This is a genomic window from Streptomyces sp. BHT-5-2 (assembly GCF_019774615.1).
GTDB lineage: Bacteria > Actinomycetota > Actinomycetes > Streptomycetales > Streptomycetaceae > Streptomyces.
This window is the reverse complement of record NZ_CP081497.1, coordinates 1,015,581-1,041,198: the sequence shown is the minus strand read 5'-3', so window position 1 is coordinate 1,041,198 and position 25,618 is coordinate 1,015,581. Positions and strand designations below refer to the sequence as shown.

27 protein-coding genes are annotated in these 25,618 nt (G+C 71.4%); 11 read left to right on the top strand and 16 right to left on the bottom strand.

Annotated features, from left to right (window positions below):
• The first annotated feature begins 66 nt into the window (after window positions 1-66).
• The gene (locus tag K2224_RS32495) at window positions 67-774 is read left to right on the top strand and encodes a CBS domain-containing protein (protein WP_221910751.1); all 708 of its coding nucleotides are present in this window, start codon (window positions 67-69) and stop codon (window positions 772-774) included.
• Window positions 771-1,013, top strand: a complete 243-nt coding sequence (locus K2224_RS40985) for a universal stress protein (RefSeq protein WP_313904814.1) — start codon at window positions 771-773, stop codon at window positions 1,011-1,013. The genes K2224_RS32495 and K2224_RS40985 overlap by 4 nt, the downstream gene beginning before the upstream one ends.
• Window positions 1,014-1,523: 510 nt before the next feature.
• Here K2224_RS40985 and K2224_RS32485 read toward each other — a convergent pair.
• The gene (locus K2224_RS32485) at window positions 1,524-2,225 is read right to left on the bottom strand and encodes a response regulator transcription factor (protein WP_221910750.1); all 702 of its coding nucleotides are present in this window, start codon (window positions 2,223-2,225) and stop codon (window positions 1,524-1,526) included.
• 198 nt (window positions 2,226-2,423) lie between these two features.
• Complete coding sequence (locus tag K2224_RS32480) at window positions 2,424-3,107, bottom strand: CBS domain-containing protein (protein WP_221910749.1); 684 nt, start codon at window positions 3,105-3,107, stop codon at window positions 2,424-2,426.
• 224 nt (window positions 3,108-3,331) lie between these two features.
• Here K2224_RS32480 and ppk2 point away from each other — a divergent pair, with 224 nt between their 5' ends.
• Window positions 3,332-4,159, top strand: a complete 828-nt coding sequence (gene ppk2 / locus K2224_RS32475; RefSeq protein WP_221910748.1) for a polyphosphate kinase 2 — start codon at window positions 3,332-3,334, stop codon at window positions 4,157-4,159.
• Window positions 4,160-4,249: 90 nt separating this feature from the next.
• Window positions 4,250-5,674, top strand: a complete 1,425-nt coding sequence (locus K2224_RS32470; protein WP_221910747.1) for an RtcB family protein — start codon at window positions 4,250-4,252, stop codon at window positions 5,672-5,674.
• Window positions 5,675-5,687: 13 nt separating this feature from the next.
• On the opposite strand, the gene K2224_RS32465 is transcribed toward K2224_RS32470, so the two are convergent.
• Window positions 5,688-6,125: an archease gene (locus K2224_RS32465; RefSeq protein WP_221910746.1), complete on the bottom strand. Its 438-nt coding sequence runs from the start codon at window positions 6,123-6,125 to the stop codon at window positions 5,688-5,690.
• A 157-nt stretch (window positions 6,126-6,282) separates the two neighbouring features.
• Complete coding sequence (locus tag K2224_RS32460) at window positions 6,283-6,918, bottom strand: TetR/AcrR family transcriptional regulator (RefSeq protein WP_221910745.1); 636 nt, start codon at window positions 6,916-6,918, stop codon at window positions 6,283-6,285.
• 237 nt (window positions 6,919-7,155) lie between these two features.
• Here K2224_RS32460 and abc-f point away from each other — a divergent pair, with 237 nt between their 5' ends.
• The 3 genes from abc-f (at window position 7,156) to K2224_RS32445 (ending at window position 10,864) form a co-directional block, all read left to right on the top strand.
• Window positions 7,156-8,778 (top strand): ribosomal protection-like ABC-F family protein, encoded by a 1,623-nt coding sequence (abc-f, locus tag K2224_RS32455; protein ID WP_221910744.1) that lies wholly within the window; start codon window positions 7,156-7,158, stop codon window positions 8,776-8,778.
• Window positions 8,779-8,887: 109 nt separating this feature from the next.
• The gene (locus K2224_RS32450) at window positions 8,888-9,502 is read left to right on the top strand and encodes a CatB-related O-acetyltransferase (RefSeq protein WP_221912090.1); all 615 of its coding nucleotides are present in this window, start codon (window positions 8,888-8,890) and stop codon (window positions 9,500-9,502) included.
• A 63-nt stretch (window positions 9,503-9,565) separates the two neighbouring features.
• Window positions 9,566-10,864: an erythromycin esterase family protein gene (locus K2224_RS32445; RefSeq protein ID WP_221910743.1), complete on the top strand. Its 1,299-nt coding sequence runs from the start codon at window positions 9,566-9,568 to the stop codon at window positions 10,862-10,864.
• Between the two features lie 80 nt (window positions 10,865-10,944).
• On the opposite strand, the gene K2224_RS32440 is transcribed toward K2224_RS32445, so the two are convergent.
• Entirely contained in the window at window positions 10,945-11,685 is a 741-nt protein-coding gene (locus tag K2224_RS32440; RefSeq protein ID WP_221910742.1) for an AAA family ATPase, read from the bottom strand.
• A gap of 256 nt (window positions 11,686-11,941) precedes the next feature.
• Between K2224_RS32440 and K2224_RS32435 the strand changes: the two genes are divergently transcribed.
• Entirely contained in the window at window positions 11,942-12,349 is a 408-nt protein-coding gene (locus tag K2224_RS32435) for a hypothetical protein (RefSeq protein ID WP_221910741.1), read from the top strand.
• Window positions 12,350-12,503: 154 nt separating this feature from the next.
• Here K2224_RS32435 and K2224_RS32430 read toward each other — a convergent pair whose 3' ends face one another.
• From K2224_RS32430 to K2224_RS32410, 5 genes are all read right to left on the bottom strand, one after another.
• Window positions 12,504-13,802 (bottom strand): HAMP domain-containing sensor histidine kinase, encoded by a 1,299-nt coding sequence (locus K2224_RS32430; protein ID WP_221912089.1) that lies wholly within the window; start codon window positions 13,800-13,802, stop codon window positions 12,504-12,506.
• A 2-nt stretch (window positions 13,803-13,804) separates the two neighbouring features.
• The gene (locus tag K2224_RS32425; RefSeq protein ID WP_221910740.1) at window positions 13,805-14,524 is read right to left on the bottom strand and encodes a hypothetical protein; all 720 of its coding nucleotides are present in this window, start codon (window positions 14,522-14,524) and stop codon (window positions 13,805-13,807) included.
• Window positions 14,525-14,934: 410 nt separating this feature from the next.
• Window positions 14,935-15,750 (bottom strand): FAD:protein FMN transferase, encoded by an 816-nt coding sequence (locus K2224_RS32420; protein ID WP_260693610.1) that lies wholly within the window; start codon window positions 15,748-15,750, stop codon window positions 14,935-14,937.
• The gene (locus K2224_RS32415) at window positions 15,743-16,183 is read right to left on the bottom strand and encodes an FMN-binding protein (protein WP_221910739.1); all 441 of its coding nucleotides are present in this window, start codon (window positions 16,181-16,183) and stop codon (window positions 15,743-15,745) included. Before K2224_RS32415 ends, K2224_RS32420 begins: the two co-directional genes overlap by 8 nt.
• 9 nt (window positions 16,184-16,192) lie before the next feature.
• Window positions 16,193-17,554, bottom strand: coding sequence for a ferric reductase-like transmembrane domain-containing protein (locus K2224_RS32410; RefSeq protein WP_221910738.1), 1,362 nt, complete (start codon window positions 17,552-17,554; stop codon window positions 16,193-16,195).
• A gap of 143 nt (window positions 17,555-17,697) precedes the next feature.
• On the opposite strand from K2224_RS32410, the gene K2224_RS32405 reads away from it, so the two are divergent.
• Window positions 17,698-18,438, top strand: a complete 741-nt coding sequence (locus K2224_RS32405; RefSeq protein ID WP_260693609.1) for a response regulator transcription factor — start codon at window positions 17,698-17,700, stop codon at window positions 18,436-18,438.
• The gene (locus tag K2224_RS32400; protein WP_221910737.1) at window positions 18,435-19,865 is read left to right on the top strand and encodes a HAMP domain-containing sensor histidine kinase; all 1,431 of its coding nucleotides are present in this window, start codon (window positions 18,435-18,437) and stop codon (window positions 19,863-19,865) included. The genes K2224_RS32405 and K2224_RS32400 overlap by 4 nt, the downstream gene beginning before the upstream one ends.
• A gap of 57 nt (window positions 19,866-19,922) precedes the next feature.
• Here K2224_RS32400 and K2224_RS32395 read toward each other — a convergent pair whose 3' ends face one another.
• Complete coding sequence (locus K2224_RS32395; protein ID WP_221910736.1) at window positions 19,923-20,387, bottom strand: SRPBCC family protein; 465 nt, start codon at window positions 20,385-20,387, stop codon at window positions 19,923-19,925.
• Between the two features lie 191 nt (window positions 20,388-20,578).
• On the opposite strand from K2224_RS32395, the gene K2224_RS32390 reads away from it, so the two are divergent.
• Window positions 20,579-21,340 (top strand): class I SAM-dependent methyltransferase, encoded by a 762-nt coding sequence (locus K2224_RS32390; RefSeq protein ID WP_221910735.1) that lies wholly within the window; start codon window positions 20,579-20,581, stop codon window positions 21,338-21,340.
• Window positions 21,341-21,374: 34 nt separating this feature from the next.
• On the opposite strand, the gene K2224_RS32385 is transcribed toward K2224_RS32390, so the two are convergent.
• The 5 genes from K2224_RS32385 to K2224_RS32365 form a co-directional block, all read right to left on the bottom strand.
• Complete coding sequence (locus K2224_RS32385) at window positions 21,375-22,268, bottom strand: cyclopropane-fatty-acyl-phospholipid synthase family protein (protein WP_260693608.1); 894 nt, start codon at window positions 22,266-22,268, stop codon at window positions 21,375-21,377.
• Between the two features lies 1 nt (window position 22,269).
• Window positions 22,270-22,950 (bottom strand): acetoacetate decarboxylase family protein, encoded by a 681-nt coding sequence (locus tag K2224_RS32380; protein ID WP_221910734.1) that lies wholly within the window; start codon window positions 22,948-22,950, stop codon window positions 22,270-22,272.
• A 96-nt stretch (window positions 22,951-23,046) separates the two neighbouring features.
• The gene (locus K2224_RS32375) at window positions 23,047-23,802 is read right to left on the bottom strand and encodes an HAD family phosphatase (RefSeq protein ID WP_221910733.1); all 756 of its coding nucleotides are present in this window, start codon (window positions 23,800-23,802) and stop codon (window positions 23,047-23,049) included.
• Window positions 23,803-24,071: 269 nt separating this feature from the next.
• Window positions 24,072-24,410: a nuclear transport factor 2 family protein gene (locus K2224_RS32370; RefSeq protein WP_221910732.1), complete on the bottom strand. Its 339-nt coding sequence runs from the start codon at window positions 24,408-24,410 to the stop codon at window positions 24,072-24,074.
• Between the two features lie 14 nt (window positions 24,411-24,424).
• Window positions 24,425-25,618, bottom strand: a complete 1,194-nt coding sequence (locus K2224_RS32365) for a hypothetical protein (RefSeq protein WP_221910731.1) — start codon at window positions 25,616-25,618, stop codon at window positions 24,425-24,427.

Here is a 25,618-nt window from a genome sequence, read left to right as displayed (position 1 = left end):
CCCACCGGGCCGCCCACGCTGGAGGTGTGGCCGCACCCTGGGCCGCCGGGGCGGAAGGAGCCGGAGATGGAGCATCGCACGATAGGCGAGCTGATGACCCGGAAGGTCGTGAGCGTAGGGCTGGAGACTCCTTTCAAGGAGATCGCGCAGACGCTCGCCGACCACGTGGTGAGCGCCGTGCCGGTGCTCGACAGTCTCGGCAGGCCGGCCGGCGTCGTCTCGGAGGCCGATCTGCTGCGGAAGGCCGCCGACCGGTCGGATCTGTCCGGCCGGACGCCGCTGCCGCATCTGGAGGCGTGGGAGAAGGCCCGCGCGGAGGGGCGCACCGCCGGAGAGCTGATGTCCGCCCCGGCGGTGTGCGCGCACCCGGACTGGACGGTGGTGGAGGCGGCCCGCCTGATGGAGGTGCAGCACCTCAAGCGGCTTCCCGTGGTCGACGAGGCGGATGTCCTGCTGGGCATCGTCAGCCGCAGCGACCTGCTGCGCGTCTTCCTGCGCAAGGACCGGGCGATCCGGGAGGAGATCACCCGCGAGGTCCTCGGGCGCACGGCACGGCTCGGCGCCGCCGGCGTGACCGCCGAGGTCAATCGGGGCCAGGTCGCCCTGCACGGCACCGTGACGGACGCACTGCTGATCCCGGTGCTGGTGCGGATGTGCGCGAGCGTCGACGGTGTGGTGTCGGTGTCCGAGGACCTCAAGCCGACGCCGGCGGCCGACGACCGGACCGTCCGGATCGGCGAAGGACGAACCAAGGAAAGCCGGACGCCATCATGAAGACCGCCGTCATGAAGAGCGCCGTCACGAAGAACGTCATCACCGTCGGCGTGGACGGTACCCCCCATGCCCTGGCGGCAGCGACGTGGGCGGCACACGAAGCGCGCCTACGACAGTCCCGACTGCGGCTCCTGACCGCCTGGGAACCCCGGCGGCGGCCGAGCAGCGCAGGTACGGAACCGAAGCGCTCGACCGGACCGAAGCCATGGTCAGGGGCCGCCACCCCGGGATCGCGGTGACGGCGGAGCGGGTGGACGAGGAGGCCGCCGACGCCCTGGCGGAACGCAGCGGCACCGCGACGGTGCGGCGGGCGAGCGGGAGCTGCTGTCCGCGAGCATCGCACCGTGGCGGGAGAAGTTTCCCGATGTCGAGGTGATCGAGCGAGTGGCGGACGGGGCAGGGCCGTGCCCGTGCTGCCGGCAGCCTGTTCCCGGGCCGGGCTGCCGGCCATCGGGCGTTGTGTCGAACGCGCGCCGATGCCTGTCGGGCCGTCCGTGCTCGCCGTGTTGCACCACTCGCGCTGTCCGGTCGCGGTGGTTCCGCGGAAGTGTCTGTCGGTGGCTCGCCTCACCTCGGCGGCTCGCAGCACCTGCTGCTGGAAGCGGTGCTGTCGGTGGGCACCGGCCTGGAGCTGCCACAGGCGCTGCGGCACATACGATCCTCGGCGGGGCAGGACCAGGCCCTGACGCACCGATTCCCTGACGCACCGATGCGCCGATGCGCCGTTTCGCCGGCTGCCGCACGGCTCTCTAGCTTCCCCGTTCCATACCCGCCCCCACCCCGTGCTGCGTGGCGAGCACCGCCGCCTGGATACGGCGCTCGACGCCGAGCTTGGCCAGCAGCCGGGAGATGTGGTTCTTGACGGTCTTCTCGGACAGATAGAGCCGCGCACCGATCTGACGGTTCGTCAAACCCTCCCCGATCAGCTCGAGGATCTCCCGCTCCCGCGCCGACAGCCCAGACAGAGCATCCTCCTCCGACGGCGCCACGTCCTCCTCCCCACCCCGCAGACGACGCATCAACCGCGCCGTGGTGGCCGGATCCAGCATCGAACGCCCCGACGCCACCGTACGCACCGCGGCGACCAGATCCGTGCCCTTGATCTCCTTCAGAACGTAACCAGCAGCCCCGGACATGATCGCATCGAGCAGTGCGTCATCATCGTCGAACGAGGTGAGGATCAGGCAGGCCACCTCCGGCATCCGCGAACGCAACTCACGACACACCGAGATCCCGTCGCCATCCGGCAACCGGACATCGAGCACCGCCACATCGGGCCGCAACGCCGGCCCCCGCGCCAACGCACGATCGGCCGTTCCGGCATCACCCACCACCTCGATGTCCGGCTCCGCATCGAGCAGATCCTGCACACCACGCCGGACCACCTCATGATCATCGACCAGGAACACCCGGATCGGCCACTGCGGGGAGAACACACCCGTCTCGCTCATCAGGCCCTCCGTCCACAAACCCCACCCCCCGCTCCATCCTCACCCCACCCAAGCCGACCCGCCAGGGCCGAACAGCCCCCACACCACCCCCACCGACCACACCTCCAAGCCTCGCACCAGTCGGGCTACGACGGCAGCAGCGCACTGTCGCGGATCGGCCCGCGGAGTGTCACCACGCCGGCAGACCCGTCCGAACGCTCACAGGGAGGAGCGCTCCGCCGGCGGGCCGACACGTACCGGTGCCACGCCCGTCACGTCGTACTCCACGTCCACCACTCCCTCGATGCCGCGCACCAGACGCGCCACCACGGGCACCAGCGACCGGTCGCGCAGCTGTCCGCTCAGCGTGACCACCCCGTCGGTGACCGCGACGCGCAGGTCCCTGGTCGGTGATGCGAAGTACGTCCCCAGCACCCGCCGTACCTCCTGCGCGAGCTCGTCGTCGGAGCGCAGGAACACCTTCAGCAGGTCGGCGCGGCTGACGATGCCCACCAGCAGGCCGTCGCCGTCCACGACCGGCAGACGTTTGACCGAGGCCGTGGCCATCGTCCGTGCCGCCTGGGCCAGGGGCGCGTCGCCGTGCACCGTCACCGCGGGACTGGTCATCAGCTCCCCGGCCGTCACGGCCTCCGCCCGGCGCACGTCGTCGGACAGTCGCAGACGTTCGAGCCGGTCCTCGTCCGCCTCCCGGAACCCCTCCTTGGGCAGCAGGTCGGCCTCGGAGACCACACCGACCACCCGCCGCTCGGCCGAGACCACCGGCAGGGCGCTCACCCGCCATCGCTGCATCGTCTCGACGATCGTCTTGAAGCCGGCCGCACGATCGACGGCCGCCACCGGCTGCGTCATGACGTCGCCGACCCGGTGTGGAGTGTTCGGCATGGTGGCGCCTCCTCGGAATCGGAAGCAGCTCCGCGCCGCACAGTCCTCGGAGAGCCGTACGGCACGCTCTGTCCCGTATCTCCCTTCAGCCTGCGACGTGCCGCACCGGCCGGACAGGGCCGTCCGGCCCCTTCCATACCGCAGTGGCACCCCGGCGTCCGTTGGTCCCCCGTTCGGGCCCCTTGCCGAACCGCAACCGCCCCCGCGCTCCGTACCGTCGATGCATGGTGGACGATCAGGAGGGCAAGGGGCACGGCTCGGGGAAGCTGCCGAAGGCCCGGTACGAACGCGAGCTGTACCACCTCCAGACGGAGTTGGTGAAGCTCCAGGAGTGGGTCCGGGCCGAGGGCGCCCGGCTCGTCGTGATCTTCGAGGGACGGGACGCGGCCGGCAAGGGCAGCACCATCAAGCGCGTCACCGCCTACCTCAATCCCCGGGTGGCCCGCATCGTCGCGCTCCCCCGCCCGACCGAACGCGAACGCAGCCAGTGGTACTTCCAGCGCTATGTGGAGCATCTGCCCGCGGCCGGCGAGATCGTCCTGTTCGACCGCAGCTGGTACAACCGGGCCGGAGTCGAGCGGGTCATGGGCTTCTGCACGCCCACCGAGTACCAGCGCTTCCTCCACCAGTGCCCGGTCTTCGAACGCATGCTGATCGAGGACGGCATCCTGCTCCGCAAATACTGGTTCTCGGTCAGCGACGACGTGCAGGAACAGCGCTTCCGGCAGCGACTGGACGATCCGACCCGCCGCTGGAAGCTCTCCCCCGTCGACCTCGAATCGCTGACCCGCTGGGAGGAGTACTCCCGGGCCAAGGACGACATGTTCGTGCACACCGACCTCCCCGAAGCGCCGTGGTACGTCGTCGAGAGCAACGACAAACGCCGGGCCCGGCTCAACATGATCGCCCATCTGCTGTCGACCGTGCCGTACCGCGACGTGCCACCACCGGTGCTGGAACTGCCGCCTCGCCCGCCGGGCACCGGGTACCGGCGCCCACCACGCGCCCTGCAGCACTACGTCCCCGACCACGCCGCCCGGCTGGAGAAGTGACGCCGGCCCGTGGAGATCCCGCCCGTGCGGCGTGCGCCGAACGGAGTCAGAGTGGAAGCACAGCCCCCAGTGGGAACGGTGGACGCGGACATGGACGTCGCTGTCACGAAGGAGTGCCCGTTCCGGTTCCGCATCGACCGGCAGGGCGACATGCGTGTGCCGGGCGTCGTCTTCGCCAGCCGCGAGCTGCTGCCCGAGGCGACCGGTGACCGGGCCTTGGAGCAGGTGGTGAACGTGGCGACGCTGCCGGGCATCGTCCGTGCCTCCTTCGCCATGCCCGACGTGCACTGGGGGTACGGGTTTCCGATCGGCGGGGTCGCCGCCACGGAGGTCGACGCCGCCGGGGTCGTCTCGCCGGGCGGCGTCGGCTTCGACATCTCCTGCGGGGTCCGGCTACTGGCCGCCGGCATCCAGCGGGCCGAGCTGACCCCGCACCTGCGGAGCCTGATGGACGTCCTCGGGGACACCACCCCGCGCGGCGCGGGACGCGGCGGACTGTGGAAGCTGTCCGGGCGCGCCCAGATGGAGAAGCTGCTCACCGGCGGCGCCCGGTACGCGGTCGAACGGGGCCACGGCGTCCCGCGGGACGTGGCTCGCTGCGAGGACTGCGGAGCGCTGACGGGCGCCGACCCGGGGCAGGTCGGGCAACGTGCCGTGGAGCGTGGACTACAGCAGGTGGGCAGCCTCGGCTCGGGCAACCACTTCCTGGAGGTGCAGGCGGTGGACCGGGTGTACGACGAGCGGACGGCGACCGCGTTCGGCCTGCGGGAGGGGCAGGTCTGCGTGATGATCCACTGTGGCTCCCGCGGCCTCGGTCACCAGGTGTGCACCGACCATGTCCGGGTCATGGAGCACTCGCTGCGCGCCTACGGCATCGTTCTCCCGGACCGGCAGCTGGCCTGCGCGCCCGTCGTCTCCCCTCCCGGCCGCGACTACCTCGGGGCGATGGCCGCCGCGGCGAACTACGGCCGCGCCAACAGACAGCTGCTCACCGAGGCCGCCCGGCGTGCGTTCGCCACCACCGCCGGTGTGGGCGTGGACCTGGTGTACGACGTGTCCCACAACATGGCCAAGATCGAGACCCACGAGGTGGACGGTGTGCCGCGTCGGCTGTGCGTCCACCGCAAGGGCGCCACCCGCGCCCTGCCGCCCGGCCACCCCGATCTGCCGGCGGACCTCGCCGGGGCCGGTCAGCCCGTCCTCGTTCCCGGCACGATGGGAACCGCCTCGTACGTCATGGTCGGGACGCCCGGCAACGACGCGTTCCTGTCCGCGTGCCATGGGGCGGGACGGGTCTGGAGCCGCCATCGGGCCCTGCGCGAGGTCCGTGGCGAGCAGGTGCGGGACGCCCTCGCCGCCTGCGGCATCGCGGTCCGGCCCTCCTCCTGGCGCGGCCTCGCGGAGGAGGCGCCCGCCGCCTACAAGGACGTCGACGCGGTCGCCACCGCCACCGTGGGCGCCGGGCTGGCCCGGCTGGTCGCCCGGCTGGTCCCGCTGGGCGTCGTCAAGGGGTGACCGGGAGGGAGCGTCACACATCGAGCGTGAACGAGCACTGCCAGCCGCCTGGCCCAGGAGCGAACGTCAGGCCGTGCAAGGTGACCGCCTTCGGGGCGGCTCCCAGCACCGGAAGCGTCCCGATGTCCGCCATGCACAGCAGGGCCCGCAGCCCGCCAGGCACGGCCGTGAGCCGCACCTCGACCGGAACCTCGTCATGGGTGTCGAGCCAGTACACGACCTCTTCCAACAAGGCCACCAGCAGATCCTCGTCCGTGTCCGCCCGCACCACGACCTCCCGCCGACGCACGCCGGCCGCGCCGGCCAGGTCCAGGAAGGATCCGCACATCCCGCGCACCGCCTGCGCCAGGCACGCCGCACGCGTCGGACCCCACGCCTCGATCCGCAGGTCCGCGGTGTGCGGAACGCTGCGGTGCCCGCCGAGCAGCGGGGAGTCTTCGGGCAGCTCCATGCTCGCCTCCCTCGACCGAGCCGTACCACCTCGGCCGGCACTTCACCACGTCCCGGCCGCGTACGGCCTACCGGAACGGCCCGAACCGCCCCGGGACCATCCAGCCCGTCGGCTTCTCGCCGGAGCAGTACCACGCGGTCGACCGGGCCGGCATGTCTCAGGCGGGTTCGGCGAATGCGCCGGCCGTTGCGGCCAGCGCCGCGGTTCTGGCCGCGCTGCCCGGCAGCCGGGGGTCGGCGGGCGTGCCGAGGAGCAGCAGTTGGTGGTACATGGGCGCGGTGGCGGCGATGAGCAGTGGCCGGGCGGCGGTGTGCGGGGGGAGTTCGCCGCGCCGGACCGCCCGGTCGACGACGATCTCGCAGCGGGCGTACCGGTCCTCCCAGAGCCGGCGTTGGGCGTGCGCGGCCTTCTCGGAGCGGAACGAGGCGGCGATCAGGGCCGTCACGATCGGTGGCTGTCCGGTCAGGGCTTCCTGGATCTCCTGGTTCAGCGCCGTCAGATCGCCTTCCAGTGAGCCGGTGTCCGGTGGCTGCCAGTCATCGTCGCTCGCCGCGTCGAGCACGTCGGCGAGCAGGCCGCCGACATCCCCCCAACGTCGGTACACCGTGGTGCGGTGTACTCCGGCGCGGGCGGCGACACCGTCCGTGGTGAGCCCGTCATAACCGTGGTCGCCGAGCTCCGCGAGGACCGCATCGAGTACCTGTCTGCGGATGCGCGCGGTGCGGCCGCCTGGGCGGCGTCGGGTCGGGGTCGGCCGGGTGCCTGCTGATGCCGGGGCTGCATCCGCATCCACGTCCGGCTCTGGTTCCGCGGCTTCTTCCGGGGCTTCTTCTGCGGCTTCTTCGGGGGACTTTTCCGGACCTGTGGGAGTCATCGTGGAAATTCCGTTTGCTCGGGGGGACTTGGCTGTGGCAACATCTTAAAGCATCAGTTGTCGCACTAGTGGAGTGATCCATGCTCATCCAAAGCGTTCGCCCGGCCGCGCGGCCCGTGACTGCCGCCTCCTTCCCGAATGCTCTGGAGACCTCGTATGCCCACACAGATCACTGCACTCGCCGTCAGCAAGTCCTTCAACGGCCGGCTCGTCCTTGACTCCGTGACCTGCTCGCTCACCGCGGGCGAACGGACCGGGATCATCGGTGAGAACGGCTCCGGCAAGTCCACCTTGCTGCGGCTGCTCGCCGGTCGTGAACGGCCCGATCAGGGCGAGGTCGTCGTCCAGGCCACCGGCGGCGTCGGCTATCTCGCCCAGGACGAGCGGTTGGCGCCGGAGGCGACGGTCCAGCAGATCGTCGACCGGGCTCTGAGCGACCTGCGCGCCGTCGAACAGCGCATGCGCTGCCTGGAGGCCGCGATGGCCGACGGCGACGAGTCCGTCATGGCCGAGTACGGCGAACTGCTGACGGTCTTCGAGCTGCGCGGCGGCTACGACGCCGACGCCCGTGTGGAACGCGCTCTGCACGGTCTCGGCCTGGGACTGGTGGCCCGGGACCGTACCGTGGGCAGCCTGTCCGGCGGCGAACGCGTCAGGCTGCGGCTGGCGGCCGTCCTGGCGGCCGCGCCGGAGGTGCTGCTGCTGGACGAGCCGACCAACCATCTCGACGACTCCGCGATGAGGTGGTTGGAGGAACACCTGCGGTCCCGTCGGGGCACCACGGTCGCGGTCTCCCACGACCGGGACTTCCTGGATCGGGTTGCCACCACCCTGCTGGAGGTGGACGCCGACCGGCGCCGCGTCGTCCGGTACGGCAACGGCTACACCGGCTACCTCGCCGAGAAGACCGCCGCCCGACAGCGCTGGGCCCAGGCACACGACCAGTGGCAGACCGACATCGACCGGCTCCGCGAGACCGCCGCAACCACCGCCCGCCAGGTGGCCCCCGGCCGTCCCATGAAGGACGGCAACAAGATGGCCTACGACCGGGCAGGCGGCCGGGTGCAGCAGTCACTGGCCAGCCGGGTGCGCAACGCCGAGGAGCGCCTGCGGCGACTCCTGGCCGACCCCGTTCCGCCGCCGCCGGAGCCGTTGCACTTCGCCCCCGTACTGCGGGCCCGCCGCTTGCCGGACGTCGTACTCGACGCCGCGGACATCGTCGTCCGGGACCGGCTCGACCGGACGGGCCTCACCGTCAAGGCGGGCGAGCGCCTGCTGATCACGGGGCCGAACGGAGCGGGCAAGAGCACCCTGCTCCGCGTTCTGGCCGGGGATGTCGCACCCGACAGCGGGAGCGTCACCCGTCACGGCAGGATCGGCTACCTCCCCCAGGAGCCGCAACCCGGGGAGCCGCACGAGACCGTGCTGGCCGCCTTCGCCCGGGGGCGGGCAGGGGAAGCCGCCGGCCACACCGAACTGCTGCTGTCCCTGGGCCTGTTCGAGCGCGACCAGCTGACGACGCCGGTCGGCCGGCTGTCCACGGGTCAGCTGCAGCGCCTGGCCCTGGCGCGGCTGCTCAGCGAGCCGTCGGACATCCTGTTGCTCGACGAACCGACCAACCATCTGTCACCCGCCCTCGTCGAGGAGTTGGAATCCGCTCTGGCCGGCTACGACGGCACCCTCGTCATCGTCAGCCACGATCGCCGGCTGCGACGGCGCTGGCAGGGCACCCGGCTGAACCTGCAGGCGGCCCCGACGCCCGCCACGACCAGCGCCTGAGGTCCGGGCACACGCACCTCGCGCTCCCTCCACAGACACCCCACCGCCCGCAGGAAGGAAACCATCCGTGACACCCCCTGTTCCCGCCGACCCGACCGTGCTGCATCCGATGCCCGAGCAGCCGCGGGTGGTGCTGCTCAAGCCGCTGATCACCTCGCCGCTGATCGAGGTCGGAGACTTCTCCTACTACGACGACCCGGACGATCCGACCGCCTTCGAAACCCGCAACGTGCTGTACCACTACGGGCCGGAAAAGCTGGCCATCGGGAAGTTCTGCGCGCTGGGCGAGGGCGTGCGGTTCATCATGAACGGCGCCAACCACCGTATGGACGGCCCCTCGACGTTCCCCTTCCCCATCATGGGCGGTGCCTGGTCCGAGCACTTCGACCTCATCACCGGCCTGGCCGGACGCGGTGACACCGTGGTGGGCCATGACGTCTGGTTCGGCTACCGGTCCATGGTGATGCCCGGCGTCCGCATCGGCCACGGAGCGGTCATCGCCTCCGGATCGGTCGTCGTCGACGACGTCCCGGACTACGGCATCGTCGGCGGCAACCCCGCCCGCCTCATCCGCCGCCGCCACAGCGACGCCGACATCAACCGCCTGCTCAACCTCGCCTGGTGGGACTGGCCACTCCAGCACCTCACCGAACACCTCCGCACGATCATGTCCGGCAGCATCGACGACCTGGAGAACGCCGCGCCCCCGCTCCCGGAGGGGTGACCTCGCGTTTCCGCACGTCAGAGTTGCGTTTCAAGTTCTGAGCCAGGGAATCGAGTTACCGGTATGCCTGCTTCCACTCCCCGCAACCCCTTCGCCGACTGGCTGCGCACCCACGCCGTCCCCCTCACCCATCTCGACCGCGCGGCACCACTGGACGACCTGGAGCCGCTGCGCTCGCTCATCGGCGACGCCCGCGTCGTCGCGATCGGCGAAAGTTCCCACTTCATCGACGAGTTCGCCGTCATGCGGGAGCGCATCCTGCGATTCCTGGTCGAACGCTGCGGATTCACCGTACTGGCCTTCGAGTACGGCTTCAGCGAGGGCTTCCCCCTTGACGCGTGGGCTCAGGGCGAGGGAACCGACGACGGCCTGTCGGACCACCTCGCCGCAGCGATCCCCGTGGGACTGGACGAACCGCTGCGCTGGATGCGCCGGTACAACCGCGCGGCCGCGCAACCGGTCCGCTTCGCCGGCGTCGACATCCCCGCGGCCGGCGGTTCCCTGCTCCCCGCCCTGGCTCCGGTCGCCGACTACCTGCGTCGGACCGACCCCGAGATCCTGCCGACGGTCCGAACCGCCATGCAGATCGCGGAATCGTTCGCCGGTGGTTCCGGAGCCGTCGCCGCGCCCGCCTGGGCGCGGCTGACCAGCACCGAACAGGACACCCTCAGCGCAACCCTGATGCGCCTGCTCGTCCGCTTCCGCTCCGTCGAACCGCTGTATGTCTCCCGCAGCGACCAACGCAGCTATGACACCGCCCTGCAACGCCTCGAAGGCGCCTGCCACGCGGACTACACCTTCCGGGCCATGGCCGACCTCTTCGCCGGCAGGGGGCTGGCCGCCGACACCTCGGCCCGGGACATCTACATGGCCGGGTCGGTCCGGTGGCACCTGGAGCGCCTCGAACCCGGAACCCGCGTCGTGCTGGCCGCCCACAACGCCCACATCCAGAAATCACCGATCTCCTTCGACGGCCACCTCACCGGTCTCCCGATGGGCCAACACCTGCACCGTGCACTCGGTGACCACTACTTCGCGCTCGGCCTGACGAGCACCACCGGACACACCGCGGACATGCCCCGCGACGAGAACGCGCGCTTCGGCTTCACCGTCGACGCCACCGCCCTGGAGCCGCCCGAGCCGGGCAGCATCGAAGCCGCCTTCGCCGATGCCGGACTCGGCCTCGGCATCGCCGACCTCCGCCGGGCACGCTCGGCGGCCCACGGCAACGCCGACCTTGCGCCGATCCCCGACCGCATCCGCCTCCAGAGCGGCTACATGAACAGCCCCGTCCTCGATGCGTTCGACGCCATCCTCCACACCCCGACCTCCACCGTGGTCGACAACCTCGAAGACATGTGAATGCGAGGACGGGTGAACGCGAGGACGCGTGGGTGCGAAAACGTGCGCTCAAGGCATACGGGCGCAGCGGGCCGCCGTCGTCACGGCGCCAGCACGTGCCGCAGATACGCCCGCGGGTCGCTGAGATAGCGCCGCCAGTGGTCCACCAGCCCCAGCTCCGCCCACTGCGCCGACCGCATCCCGTGCTCCCCCACCTCCACGATCTCCGCACCGGGCAACGCGGTCAGCAGCGGAGAGTGCGTGGCACAGACGACCTGCGCGCCGGCCCTCCCCAACTCGTCCATCAACGCGACCAGTTCCAGGCACGAGGAGAACGACAGCGCCGCCTCCGGCTCGTCCAGCACATACAGGCCCCGCTGGGCGAACCGCTCGCGGAAGGCCAGCAGAAAGCCCTCCCCGTGGCTCATCTCGTCCGGATGCCGGGAGATCCGCTGCGAGGCCCGCTCGCCGCTCAGCGCCTCCAGCGCCGTCTCGGCCCGCAGGAAGAATCCCCGCCGGCGGACCCGCGGCGCACGCACCATCGCCCGTCCCTCCCGCGTCGGGTCGAACCGTATCCGGCTGCCCAACGGGGACACTTCCCGCGAGCCGGCGTACTTGTAGCCCGCCGACCCGCCGTACGAGTCCAGCCCGAACCCCTCGGCCAGCGCCTCGACCAGCGTCGACTTCCCCGACCCGTTCTCGCCCACCAAGAACGTCACCGGCGCCCGGAACGCCAGCCCCTCCTGAACCAACTGGCGCACACACGGCACCGTCCAGGGCCAGCCCTCCTCGGCCGCCCCTGCCCCCTCCGGGAGATCCACATAAGCCCGTTCGATCAGCATGTCCCCAAGCTCCCACAGCCCACTGACAACGCGGCCCCGCACATCGCCCGGCCCCGCATGGGGACCGCTCCCCCACCACCCGACGAAGCACAACCATGCAACGACCTCGGCCGACGACCGAGCGGTGCCTGAAACACAACCTTGGGCAGGCCGAGACGAGGGCCGCCTAGCTTGCAGGTCATGGGCGTTCGCCAACGCCCGGCAAGGTCCGGCCAGTCCCGGACGCCAGACCATACGCATCCGTAGAGGAGCAATCATGCGTACCCAGGCCAAGCCCTCCGACCGACGTGGTAAGCGCACCGCGCTCCGCACCACCCTTGCTGTCGCGGTGACCGGCGCGGCCGTCGCCCTGCCGGTCGGGGCGGCATCCGCCATGCCGACGGACTACGTCAAGCAGGTCAAGGTCGACAGCGGGGAGACCGTCACGCTGGACGGCTACTCCGGTACCGCCACCATCAAGGACCCCGAGCACGGTGTCACGAGGGTGCTCAACCATGACAAGCACGGCCCGGTGCCGAGCCGGATGGATCCGAACGGGACCTTCACGCTGTCCGAGCCGAAGCCCGCGGCGCAGGCCGATGCCACGGCCAAGATCGTCTACAGGCATGACGGCAAAACGGTGAAGACCATCTCCTTCCCCAAGGCCCCGGCAGACCTCGGCTGAGCGTCTCCGGCGGCACAACGGCGGCCCCGGCTCGGGTTTTTGAGCCGGGGCCGCCGGTGTGTGTCCGTGTCTGTGTCCATGTCTGCGATCCGTGTCTGTGGTCGCACGTCACGACGGTCGGAAGCCGGTTCCGGAGGCCGGTGCCGGAGGTCGGTTACTGGGGCTGCTCCGGGGGAGGCGGGAGGTGGAGTTCGGCGACCGCTCCGCCGTCGGGGGCGTTGGAGAAGCGGAGGGTGGCGCCGAGGACGTGGGCCTGGCCCGTGGCGATGGTCAGGCCCAGGCCGTGGCCGGTCCGCTTGCCGGCGTCGGATCCGCCCGACTGGCTCCGAAAGCGCTGCGGGCCCTGGTCGAGGAGATAGGCGGGATAGCCGTCACCGTGGTCGCGCACGGTGATGACCGGGGCGTCGACGGTGACCACGACGGGCGCACAGCCGTGCTTGTGGGCGTTGATGACAAGGTTGCCCAGGACCCGTTCGAGCCTGCGCCGGTCGGTCTCGACCCGGTCGTCTCCGACGACGCGGACCTCGGTCGCCGTTCCGGTGGCCCGTACCGCGCGCTCGGCCAGCGGGCCCAGTTGGTGGACGTCGATGTCGGCGCTCTCGACCTGGGCGTCGAGCCGGGAGATCTCCAGCAGGTCCTCGGTCAGTCCGCGCAGTGCCTGGACGCGGTCGCGCACCATCTCGGTCGGCCGGCCGGGCGGCAGCAGCTCGGCCGCCGAGTGGAGACCGGCGAGCGGGGTGCGCAGCTCGTGGGAGACGTCGGCGGTGAAGCGCTGTTCGCGGTGCAGCCGGCCCTGGAGACTGGCGGCCATCGCGTCGAGCGCGGTCGCCACGGCGGCGGCCTCGTCCTGGGCGCGGTCGGGGCACCGGGAGCGGGGGTCGTTGACGCGGGCGTCGAGATCGCCGGTACTGATCCGCCGGGCAACCCGGGCGGTGTGGTGCAGTCTGCGGGTGATGCGGGAGACGGAGATCAGGCCGGCCCCCAGGGTGAGGGCGATCGCGGCGGTGGAGGAGCCGATGATGGCCGCGTCCAGACCGCGCAGGGAGGCTGCCTGTTCGCTGTAGTCCAGCCGCAGTGCGAGCACCTTTCCGCCGGTGGCGGGGGTGGCGGCCCACATCACGGGGTGGCCCTGGTGGGTGGCGAGTTGGGTCCCGCGCTCGTGTCGTTGCAGGGTCATGTCGCGGAGCGGGGCGGGGAGGTCCGTCGGGTTGACCGAGATGTTGCGGTCGAGGGGGGTGCCTGCGACGTACGCGGACTGGTTGCGCTCCAGTTCCGCCAGTGCCGTGTGGCGCGCACGGTCCTGGGTCTGCCGGTCGACCAGGACGTGCACCAGGATGCCGAGCACCGCGGCGAGCAGGCAGCACATGACGGTGATGAAGACGGCGGCCTTCCAGTAGAGCGTCGCCGTCCAGGCATGCAGCCACCGCGGCGCACGGGGCCGGAGAGTACGCACGCTCACCTGCCCGAGGGGATCGTGGCGGACGGGGCCCGCCGGCCGTATCCCACGTCCTGGATGGTCATGACGTGGTGCCGCGGATCCCACACGTAGACCGTGCGGCTCTCGAAGCCGGGCGCATCGCCTGGTTCGTGGATGACCAGTTTGTGGTCGGCGACCTCCACCAGCTGCGGGGAGCTGGTGGAATCCAGGATCGAGGTCACCACCCCGTTCCTGAGCGTGTAGGCGTACATGATCAGGAGGTTGCTTCCGCTCCGGACGCCGATGATCAGCTCGTCCTTGCCGTCGCCGGTCAGGTCGTGGTACTCGGGCGCCCGGATCGGACAGGAGGCCGAGCCCGGCCTGTCGGCACAGGCGCGGATCTTGCGTTCCTCGTCCTTCTCGAAGACCGCCTGGTCGTTGCGCTTGTCCAGGTCGATCTGCGCCAGGAGGACGGAGCCGACGGAGACCTTGCGAATGTCCGCGGACGGCACCCGCGGCAACGCGGTCAGCGGCTTCGGCTTCTCCTCCCCGCCCGTCTGCGGTGGCGTCGCCGGCGCGGGCTTGCTGCCGGGCCACAGGGCCACCGGGCCGGTGACGGGGGCGGCGTGCCCCGCGCTCTTCGGCGCACCGGCCTCCGTACACCCGCCCAGCAGCGCCGCGGTGCCCGCCGCCGCGGCCGCCAGCGCCACCGCCCGTACGGCGGTACGAGGCCGGCGCCGGCCAGCGGCGTGGGGCATGGCGCTGCTCTCAGAAGGCCCGGAAGGCGCAGGGGCTGGGACGTGAGAAGTCAAACGTTCTCTCCGCATGGCTCTGCGACGATCCGACAAGTCCGGAAACGGTAACCCATCGGTCGCGCTACAGGTCGTGGGCCAGGTCACAGGACGGTTTCACTCGGGCGGGAAGCGGGCCGCCCCACCTCTCCGTGCCCGGTGAGTGGCAGATTGCGACGCCTGGGGCGCCTCGCTCACCGGCTACCCCGTGCTGTCCCTCCCACACCGTCCCTGAACAGGACGGGATGAGGCCGCCGATCCGTTCCGTCGTCGGCCCGTCCGTTCCGTCGTCGGCGTTCCAGCGTCGGTCCGTTCCGTGGTGCGTCCGAGCCTGCTCCCAGGCACTGTCAGTCGGCTAATGGGGCACTAACGCGCCGCTAAAGCGGTACCGGCCGGGCCGGGCCGGTCGGGAACCCCGGCGTGTGCCATGTGCTGCCGTCCGGGGTGACCGTGAAGCCCTCATGGCCGTCGAGGGCCGCCAGCCAGTCCCGGGCGTTCGGTCCCATGGCGAAGGCGGCCGTGGCGTAGGCGTCGGTGGTGGTGAGGTTTCGGCCCACGACGGTGACCGAGGCGAGAGCGGTCACGGGGTTGCCGGTGTGCGGGTCGAGGATGTGGGATCCGCGCTCGGCGGTGCCCGAGGTGGCGACGGCCAGGTCGCTTCCGGTGACGACGGTGCACAGTTCGCCCGGACGTTGCGGATGGGCGATCCCGATGCGCCAGGGCACGCCGGGGGCCGCCTCCCCGCAGAGTTGGAGGTCGCCGCCGCCGTTGACACAGATGTCGCGGGCACCGGCGGTCCGCAGCAGCCGCGCGGCACGTTCGACCGCCCACCCCTTGACCAGTCCGGTCGGGTCGAGGCTGCCGCGCGCGGTGGCGCTGAACCAGCCGTCGGTGGTGTGCCCCACCCGCTCGCAGAGGTCGAGGACCTCGCGGACCTCCGCGGGACAGTCGTCGAGTCCGATCGCGCCGCGCGCCAGTCGGCTGACCGCACTGTCCGGACGGTAGGTGGAGAAGACCGCGTCGACGTGGTGCAGCCAGGCAACGGCGTCGAGCAGGGCGGACCGGATGGCGGCGGTGCGGGCGTCGGGCGCACGGCGGGCGACTCGGATGTCTTGAATGTCTCGGATGTCGAACGAGAAGACCGTGCCCATCGCCCGCTCGACATGGCGCAGTCCGCGGCGGGGCTCAGACACCGGCCCGGTCCAGGGCGCTCTGGAGTGACTGGATGTACCCGGCACTGGTGTAGCTCGCGCCGGACACCGCGTCGATGCCGGCGCTGTGGGCGCTGAGTGCCTCCTGCGTCAGGCGCGGCACCGCGTATCCGGCGATCTCGCGGTCGCGGTCGTTGTCGGACGGGGCCTGCAGCACTTTGACGGCGGTCAGTCGGCCTGCCGTGACGGTGGCCGCGACCTGCACGGTTCCGTATCGGGTGCGGACCCGATCGCCGGTGTAGGTGCCGTTGGACGGATGGCCGGCCCGCGATGGACGGCCGGTGGGCGTCGAGGGCGGTGCGGTCCCGGCCCGGGCCAGGCCACCGGTCAGGCCGGCGGGCTGATGCGGCTTGAGGGAGAGCAGGAGGACGACCAGTGCGCTGGTCGACGCGGTGGTCAGAACGGCTCGGCGCACGGCGGCTCCTCAGAACGCGAAGGACTCGTGGTGGATGCGGTGCCGGGGCACCCCGGCCCCGCGCAGGGCGTGCCCGGCGGCGACGGTCATGCCTGGCGGACCGCACAGGTACACCTCGTGCTCGGCCAGGTCCGGGATCAGGTGCTTGAGTGCGCGAGCGGTCAACGGCGTGCTGTGGCCGGCGGGTTCGTCGACGGAGTAGTGCACGCGGGCACCACGGGCTGCGGCGATGGCATCGAGTTCGGCGCGCAGTGCGAGGTCTGCCGGGCGCCGTGCCCGGTAGACGAGCGTGACCTCGCCGGGGAGGGTTTCGAAGAGGGTGCGCAGGGGGGTGATGCCGACGCCGCCCGCGAGCAGCAGCACCTTCGCGGACCGGCGGCGGGCTTCGGTGAAGGCACCGTAGGGTCCTTCGGCCCACACCCGGGTGCCCGGCCGCAGCCGGGCCAGGGCGGCGCTGTGCCCGCCGGCCGCCTTGACGGTGATGCGCAGGTGGCGCGGGAGCGGGGGCGCGGAGAGGGAGTAGGGGTTGGCGGACCACCACAGGCCGGGCGCGAGGAAGCGCCAGCGGAAGAACTGGCCGGGCCGGGCGCCGAGTTCGGCCAGGCGTTCCCCGGTGAGGTACACCGACACCACTCCCGGCGCCTCCTGGCGGACGTCGGCGACCCGCAACCGGTGCCGCAGGGCCCGCCGTACCGGCACCACGAAGCGGTACCAGACGAGCACCGTGGTCACGGTCAAGTACAGGGCGTACCAACCGAGTTGGGCGGGGCGTCGACCCACGAAATCGGCGCCGTCGGAGAGCTGGTGACCGAAGGTGAGGAAGAGGGCCAGGTAGGTGGCGAAGTGGAGGTGGTGCCAGGTTTCGTAGCTCATCCGGCGCCGGGCCGCCCGTGCCGAGAGGATGCCGGTGCCGAGCAGCAGGACGAAGCCCGCGGTGGCCTTGAGCAGGTCCGGGTAGTGGAGGACGAGCGTGGTCGTCTCCTGCACGACACCGCCCTGCGAGGTGAGGGTGTAGCCCCAGACGATCAGCAGGACGTGCGCCAGCACCAGCGAGATCGTGTAGCGCCCGGCGGCCGCGTGCCAGCGCGCGAGGCGGTCGGTGCCCAGGGTGTGGTCGAGCAGTGGCACGCGGGCCATCAGCGCGACCAGTACGGCGCAGGCGTAGCCGGCCAGCAGTCCGGTGATCCGTCCGGCGCCGGTGAGCCAGCCCGCCGGGCCCACGACGGACGAGGTGCCGGTCCACCAGAGCACCAGGACGCCGACCGCTCCCGCCCCGATGGCGCCCTGCACCAGCAGGGGGGCCAAGGGCGGCAGCCGGCGCGGCGGGGCGCTGCCGCGAGCCCCGCGGTGGGCGTGCGAGAGGGTGCTCATGGGCGTTCCTTCCGTGATCGGCGCCAGCGTCGCAGCGCAACCTCTGAGGAACCTCTGAGCAGCGCCGCGCCGGGCGATTCACAGGAAACTCAGAGCCGGCTCATGCCTGCGCACGCCTTGCGGGGAGGGATGCTGGAGTCACCATGCACAGTCACCGCTCCCCTTTCCCGCTGCGCGGCACCGACGGCTCACCGGTACGCGTCCTGGTCGTCGACGACGAGCCGGATCTCACCGAGGTGCTCTCCGGTGCTCTGGCCGGCGAGGGCTGGGAGGTCCGCAGCGCGGCCGACGGCGCCGCCGCGCTCGCGATGGCCAGGACCTTCCGCCCGCACGCCGTCGTCCTCGACTGGATGCTGCCGGACATCGACGGCCTGGCGGTCCTGCACCTGCTGCGAGAGGAGTTGAGCACCGTCTGCGTTCTCTTCCTCACCGCACGTGACGCGGTCGAGGACCGGATCGCCGGCATCACCGCGGGCGGCGACGACTACGTGACCAAGCCGTTCAGCCTGGAGGAGGTGCTGGCACGGCTGCGCGGTCTGCTGCGGCGGGCCGGCATGGCGCAGGAACAGGAAGGGGACGGCGACCACCTGGTCGTCGGCGACCTCGTCATGGACGAGGAGGCCAGGGAGGTGGTCCGCGGCGGCGAGCTGATCGAACTGTCCCGCACCGAGTTCGAACTGCTCCGGTTCCTGATGCGGAACCCCCGGCGGGTGCTGTCCAAGGCACAGATCCTCGATCGGGTCTGGTCCTACGACTTCGGCGGCCGGGCGCACGTCGTCGAGCTCTACATCAGCTACCTGCGCAAGAAGATCGACGCCGGCCGGACCCCGATGATCCACACGGTCCGCGGCGTCGGCTACGTCCTCAAGCCGGAGCCCGCGTGAAACGATTCCTGCCGCGCACCCTGCGCAGTCAGCTCACCGCCGGGCTGATGGCGCTCCTGGCGCTGGCCTGCCTGGCGGTCGGGGTGACCACGGTCGTGGCGCTCGAAGGGTTCCTGGTGAGCCGCCTCGACCAGCAGCTCTCCGCCTCCGCCGGCAGGTTCGCGGCCAGTCTGGAACACGAGGCCCAGCCGGACGCCGACAACCAGCCGGACACCCGCGGCCAGTCCGAGGGCACCTTCGGCGCCCGCCTGCTGCGCGGCACACCGACCCGGGCCGCCGTCGTACGGGACCGGACCGATGCCCGGGTGCCGCTGACCGCCGACGACCTCCGGGCACTGGCCGGCCTGCCCACCGACGGGTCCGGACACGACATCCGGCTGTCCGCGCTGGGGCGGTACCGCGTCAACGCGGTCGAGGGCGACGACCGCGACGTCCTGATCACGGGACTGCCGCTGCACCCGGTCGAGGAGACGGTGCACCGCCTGGAGGCGGTCGAGGCGGTGGTGTTCTGCGGGGCTCTGGTGGTGACCGGCGTGGTGGGTGCCCTGTGGGTTCGTCTGTCGCTGCGCCCGTTGCGCCGCGTCACGACCACGGCGGCGCGGGTGGCCGAGCTGCCGCTGGCCAGCGGGGAGGTCGCGATGCCCGCGCCGGTGCCGGTGGCCGACCCGCGCACCGAGGTCGGGCAGGTCGGCAATGCCCTCAACCGGATGCTCGGGCACGTCGGCAACGCCCTGGAGCGCCGGCACGCGAGCGAGGAACGACTGCGGCACTTCGCCGCCGACGCCAGTCACGAACTGCGGACCCCGGTGGCCAACGTCCGCGGCCATGCGGAGCTGGCCCTCCGGCACAACGCGCCGGTGCCCGGTGCGGTCCGGCGCTCCCTGGAGCGCATCCAGGCGGAGTCGGAGCGGATGGGTCGCCTGGTGGACGATCTGCTGCTGCTCGCCCGCCTGGACGCCGGCCGGGCCCTGGAACGCACGCCGGTGGACCTGACGCGCCTGGTGCTCGACGCGGCCGACGACGCGCGGGCGGCCGGACCGGACCACCGATGGCTGCTCGACCTGCCGGCGACCGCGGTCACGGTGGTGGGCGACGAACACCGCCTGCACCAGGTCGTCGCCAACCTCCTCGCCAACGCCCGGGTGCACACCCCGCCGGGTACCGCCGTGACGGTGCGCCTGGCCACCGACGGCCGGGAGGTCCGACTGGCCGTGGTCGACGACGGCCCCGGCATCCCCGAGGCGGCCCGGCACGAGATCTTCGGCCGCTTCGTACGCGTCGACCACCATCGCTCGCGCGCGGCCGGCGGCACCGGACTGGGCCTGGCCATCGTCGAGGCCGTCGTCACCGCCCACGGCGGACGGGTCGCACTGCACAGTCACCCGACCCACACCGAGTTCACGGTGACCCTGCCCCGTTCACAGTGACCGGCCCGGTCATCGCCACGCCGCCCCTGCCCGTCCCCGACACCCGACCCTCGGCGGTCAGCAGCCGCCCGCAGTCGCCTGGCGAGCCAACTCGGCGGCCAGGCGTTGCATGACCGTCCGGTTGGCGCGCCGCATCGTGGCCCGAACCGCGGGCGCCAGCAGGCGGTCGGCGAAAGGGGCGCGCTCCCAGGCATACCGGAACGAGACTCGGCTCCCGCCGCCTGGCAGGGGTTCGATGACGTAGGTGCCGTGGGCCAGCCGCCGGCCGCCCGCGCTGACGTTGCGTTCGACGATGCGGCGCGGCGCTTCGGCCTCGACGACCTCGATGGTGACATCGGTCCTGCTGCCGCCCAGAGCGGCGGTGACCGTGGCGCAGGAACCAACGCCGCGGCCGGGGCCGCTGTACCGCCAGTCGGTCAGATAGTGGTGGGTGAAGCGCTCGTGGTGAGCCATGACATCGAGAAAGTCGTAGACCTGCTCGGGCGTCTGTGGAACGTCGATCGAAACGGCGACGGACTTCACGGGTCGGGCTCCTCGGTGACCTCGCGCATCTCCTGTTGCAGAATCCTCACACGGCCAACTTAACGCCAGGAGAATCGAGTTGACCTGTACTTGCCGAATCCGGCCCGGCTGGGATGCCCGGCTATCGCGTCTCTTCAGGGACCGGGGCAAGGGCCGGGACAGGGGCAAGGCCGAGCAGGGATGATGAGGGGATGGATGCCAGGTCGCGTGCTCATTCGTTCAACTCGGTGGCTGCCCAGTACGAGGCGAGCCGCCCTTCGTATCCGGTCGCGCTCTTCGACGTCGTGGAGGAGTTCCTGGGGCGGGCTCTGGCGGGTGCCCGGGTCGCCGATGTGGGTGCGGGTACGGGGATCGCGACGGCGCTCCTGTGCGAGCGGGGCGCCGACGTGGTGGCCGTGGAGCCGGGGGAGGCGATGGCCGGCGAGTTCCATCGGGTGCTGCCGGACGTGCCGATCGTCCGGGGCGACGGCAATGCGCTCCCGCTCGCCGATGCGTCCCACGACCTCGTCACGTATGCGCAGTCGTGGCAGTGGACCGATACCGGTCGTTCGGTCCCCGAGGCGCTGCGTGTTCTGCGGCCCGGCGGTGCGCTCGCGATCTGGTGGAACACCACGGCCTTCGACGTTCCGTGGTCGAGTGCCCAGCACGAGCGCATCGCACGGCACTGCGGAGCGCCGCCGCGTTCTTCGGTGCGTCCCGACGACCGCGAAGCCGTCCGGCTCGCCGGCCTGACCGGGCTGCGGGTGGTGCGGCGGCAGATCCGCTGGCAGCGCAGGGTCTCCCTCGACACGCACCTCGCCAACATCGGCAGCCGCTCGGCGTTCCTCGTCCTCGACCAGGCCGCGAACCGGTCCTTTCTCGCCAAGGAGCGCCGGCGACTGCGCGAGGTCTTCCCCGAGGAGACGGTGGAGGAGACCTATGTCGTCGATCTGCTGGTGGCCGGTCGGCCATGACGTGGGCCGTACTCGCTCGGCCCTGATGCGGGGGCTACACCCGGCGCTTCTCGAAGCGGAGGAATGCCTGGCGCATGCCGCCGGACTTCCACTCGGCTTCCAGTTGGTGCTGCATGGCGAGCGAGATGCGGAGGCGTCGGCGTTCCCGGCTGTCGATCGTCTCGCTGCCCTGGTCGTCCAGTACGGCCCGGGTCCAGTCGATGCTCTCCCGCCAGAACGGGGTGGTCTCGGCGGTGATGTCGACGTCGTCGACCAGGGTGAAGCCGGCCGCGTCCGCGGCCGTCACATACTCCTCCACGGTGCCCGGGCGGGCGTGGAAGTAGTCGGCCCAGACAACCGCTCCCCGGGGGCGCAGGGGGAAGACGTCCTCGATGCACACGCTGCCGCCGGGGCGGACGAGCCGGCCCAGGCGTTGGAACCAGGGGCCACGGGCGATCTGGCAGCTGCTCTCGATCGCCACAGCGGTGTCGTACCGCTGGTCGACCGGCACGTCCGTGGCGTCGCACACGAGAGTGCGGATCTGGGCCTCCACACCGACCTGCCTGGCGAAGTCGCGCAGGACCGGCGGATGTTCCGGTGCGATGGTGACGGCGGTGACCTGTGCGCCGTACTCCTGGGCCCAGAAGAGGGAACCGCCGCCGAGGCCGCAGCCGACGTCGAGCACGCTGCCGGTGAAGCGCCTGGGCGCGTCCCAGAGTTCCGCCGCGCGCCGCAGGTGGAGTTCCTGGTGGTGCCGGATGCTGTGGCGGACCGTCTCGGGCGGGGTCCCGGAGGCGTGGGTGGGCGCCGTGCGGTCGGCGTAGTAGCCGAGGTGGTAGTGGACGCGCGGGCCGGGCCCGTACTTGTTCCTGAGCTTGGCCGTCATGCCGTCGTAGTAGCCGCTCAGCACCCCGGGATCGAGTTCCGGAGCGAGTTCGATGACGTTCACGTCAGACTCCTTGCCTGTGGTGGTCCGCGCCGGTCGAGGGGGCGGGAAGGTGGGTCAGGACGCGGGCCGGCGGGACGATCGCGCGGCTGGGGTCGCAGACGGCGCCGAGCCGGGCTCGGTGGCTGGTGAGGGCGGGGAGCCGATCGGTCCACTCGTCCACCGTCAACCGGGCCGGGGTGAGACGGCAGCGGGCCTTGGCCGTGGTGTGCAGCAGCGCGCCGTCGCGGGTGCCGAAGAACCAGAGCGGCACCGGCAGTCGCCCCGGGACGTTCCTGCCCGGTGTCCAGGTGAGGGTGGTGACGGGGCCGTGGTCGTCGCTGACGCGGACGTGGTGGTGGCTCCAGTCGAAGGTGGCGAGCTTCTTCGGCAGGCCCCAGATGTGGACTCCGCCGAGGAGTGCCGGTTCGTTGTCGACCCAGATGTGGCGGATTTCCAGGCCCGGGCGCAGGCCCCGGCGTGCGTAGGCGGCCAGTACCAGTTCGCTGTAGTCCAGCGTGCCCTGCCGATAGCGTCCGAGGAACAGCAACAGGCGGCGGTCGAGGAGGTGGCGCAGGCCGCTCGTCGGGGTGATCGGGCGGCGGGCGGTCACCTGTCCCAGTACGATGCGCCCGTCCAGGATCCATGGCGCGTCCGGGTATGCCTGGTCCGACGGTGTGGGTGTGGGTGCGGTTGCGTCCTGCATCGGGTCAACTCCCTGTGGTGTGCTGGTGTCGGCTGCGGTCGCCTGTGGCCGGGCAGGTCGCCCCGGTTGGAGAGTCCTGCTCCGGTGCGCGTCTGCTCAGCAGTTGTCCACCTTTCTCCGCCCGTCAGGGGTGTGTCCGGCTCGCCGCAGGGCCGTCTGTGTGCAGGCCACGACGGAACGGCGGTCCGTGATGTGCCATGCCGCACGCTCGGCCCGCACCCTCAGCCGCTGGTCGGGTTCGAAGGCCACGGGAACGCCGACGAGTTGCAGGATCTGTGCGTCGGCGGCCGAGTTGCCCAGGGCGTAGGAGCGGGCGGCGTCGACCCGGTGGCCTCGCAGCAGTGTGTGGAGCGTGCGTCGTTTGACGCCGGGAACCCCGGTGGGGAGTTGGACTCGGCCGTTGTACACACCGTTGGGTGCCGCCATCACGGCGCCCTGGCAGGTGCGTACGCCCAGGTGGTCGGCCATCGCCTGGATCACCTCGTGGGGGCTGCCGGAGAGCAGTACGAGGTGCAGTCCGTGTCCCCGCAGTGTCGACAGGAGGTCGGGGACGAAGGGGAACAGGTCTCCCGCCACCCGGTGCCAGGTACGGCGGGCGGCGTCGGTGACGTGCGCCGCGGACAGCCCGGCGAGCACGGCGGCGAACCCGTTGTTGGCCGCGGCGATCGTGCGCGCGGAAGAGCTGCCCCGCTCCGTCCAGCTCCGCTCCACGAGCGCGTCGAGCGCGCTCACGTCGGTTGCCTGGCACGCGCCGTCCTGGCTGAGGGTTTGCAGGAGTTCGATGCCCAGCATCGAGGGGGTGAGGGTGCCGTCGACGTCCAGTACGGCGATCGCACGTGTTCCCGAAGGCATACGTACAGGCTCCGATCCGCGGGGATCACGGACCAGTAGGTCTTCGGACAGCGGCGATCGGGGCTCGATCGGCGTACTTGCGGAACGTCGTCGGTGCGGGGGCGGGTGCCTGGCCAGGCACCCCCGTGGAGGTGTGGAGAAACGGCGAAGTCCCCAGGTGACCTGGGGACTTCGCGGATTCGGCGACGGTGGATCAGCCGTCCGGTGAGGCGGCCGCCGGGATCGGTGCCCGGCTCATCCTCCGGGATGGTGTGCCGGTGCGGGCTTGGTCAGACGGCGAACCAGACGCGTTCGATGTGGGTCTCGCCGACCTCGTAGAGGGCGACGGCGGGGCGGACCTCGTCGCCCTGGAAGCCGGAGACCCGCTCCTGGTCGATGACGATGCGGCCGTGGGTCACCCGGGAGACGAGTTCGGCGTGCAGGTCGGGACTGGCGTCGAAGAGGGCGCGGTAGCGCTCGCGGAAGGCCGGGCCCGAGCGGTCGGCGAGCACCTCGCCGGAGGGGAAGGCGTGGACCGGGACGTCCTCGACGTAGTAGCCGAGGAAGGCGTCGAGGTCGCGGGCGTTGTAGGCGGCGAGCTGGCCGTCGACGATCTCTTCGGGCGTCATGGGAACTCCTTGGGTCAGGCGACCGGCACGAGGGCGCGGCGGCGGGTGCGGGTGCGGATGGTGAGCAGGGCGCCGGCCAGGGCGATTCCGCCCACCACGTGGGCCAGGCCGAGCAGCAGCAGTCCCGTTCTCAACTCCAGCAGCAGTCCGACGAGTTGTTCGCCGATGCCGAAGACCAGGCCGAGGTAGAAGATCATGCTGGCACGGATCTGGCCGAGGTGCGCGGCGGGTGCCGGTTCGAGTATGCGGGCGTTGGTGAAGTGGATCCAGTAGGCGTTGACGAAGGTCAGCGCCACGTAGAGAGCCATGTGGACGGGGAAGGCGGAGCGGCCGATCAGGGTGCCGAGCACGCCACAGGCGATCAGGACGCCGGCGAAGGCCAGTGCCCAGCGGCGGGCCCGTTCGGGGTTCCGCAGCAGGGGGGCGGTCAGCCAGAAGGCCAGTCCGTAGAAGAACCAGCCACCGGAGAAGGCGATGCCGGTCGGGACCAGTGTCTGGGCCTCCGCGATCACGCTGGCGTAGACCATCATGCCGGAGAGGCTGACCAGGAAGGCCAGTTGGAGGAGGTTCCACGGCCACAGTTGGGGCAGCCAGTAGCTGCGCACGGCGGCGGCGCCGCGGCGCAGGACGTGGCGCCACTCGAAGCCGAACTCACCCTCGCCGTGCTCCGGGCGGGCCAGCAGCAGCCAGATCACCAGGAGCGAGGAGACGATGTCGAAGACGAGCGCGGTGACCAGGGTGTGTGCCGTCCAGGCAGGTACCGCCGCGCAGATGACGGCGGCGAAGACCATGGCGCCCTGCGGGGAGGTCACCATCTGGAGCACCGCGCCCTGGGCACTGGAGCCGGAGGCGTCGGCGAGCAGCCGGTAGGCGAGGACGGAGCTGGCGCCCACCAGCGTGAACCGCAGTGCGGTCCACACCAGGACGAAGTCCGGCCCTGCGGTGCCGAGCCAGGTGAGCAGGAGGAAGACCACCGCCAGGGCCAGTTGCAGGCCCTGGAGCAGGGCGAACTTCCGGCCGATGCGGCCCCGGTCGGCCCAGACACCGACCAGGAGCGCGCCGACCACCCCGAGCACCTGGCGCTCCATGCCCAGCAGGCCGACCAGTCCGTCGGAGTGGGTCTGGGCCTGGAAGCTGGGCACCAGCAGGAGCCATAGGACCGTCGATCCCAGGGAGCTGAGGAGGATGGTGGAGAACGTCGCCTTCAT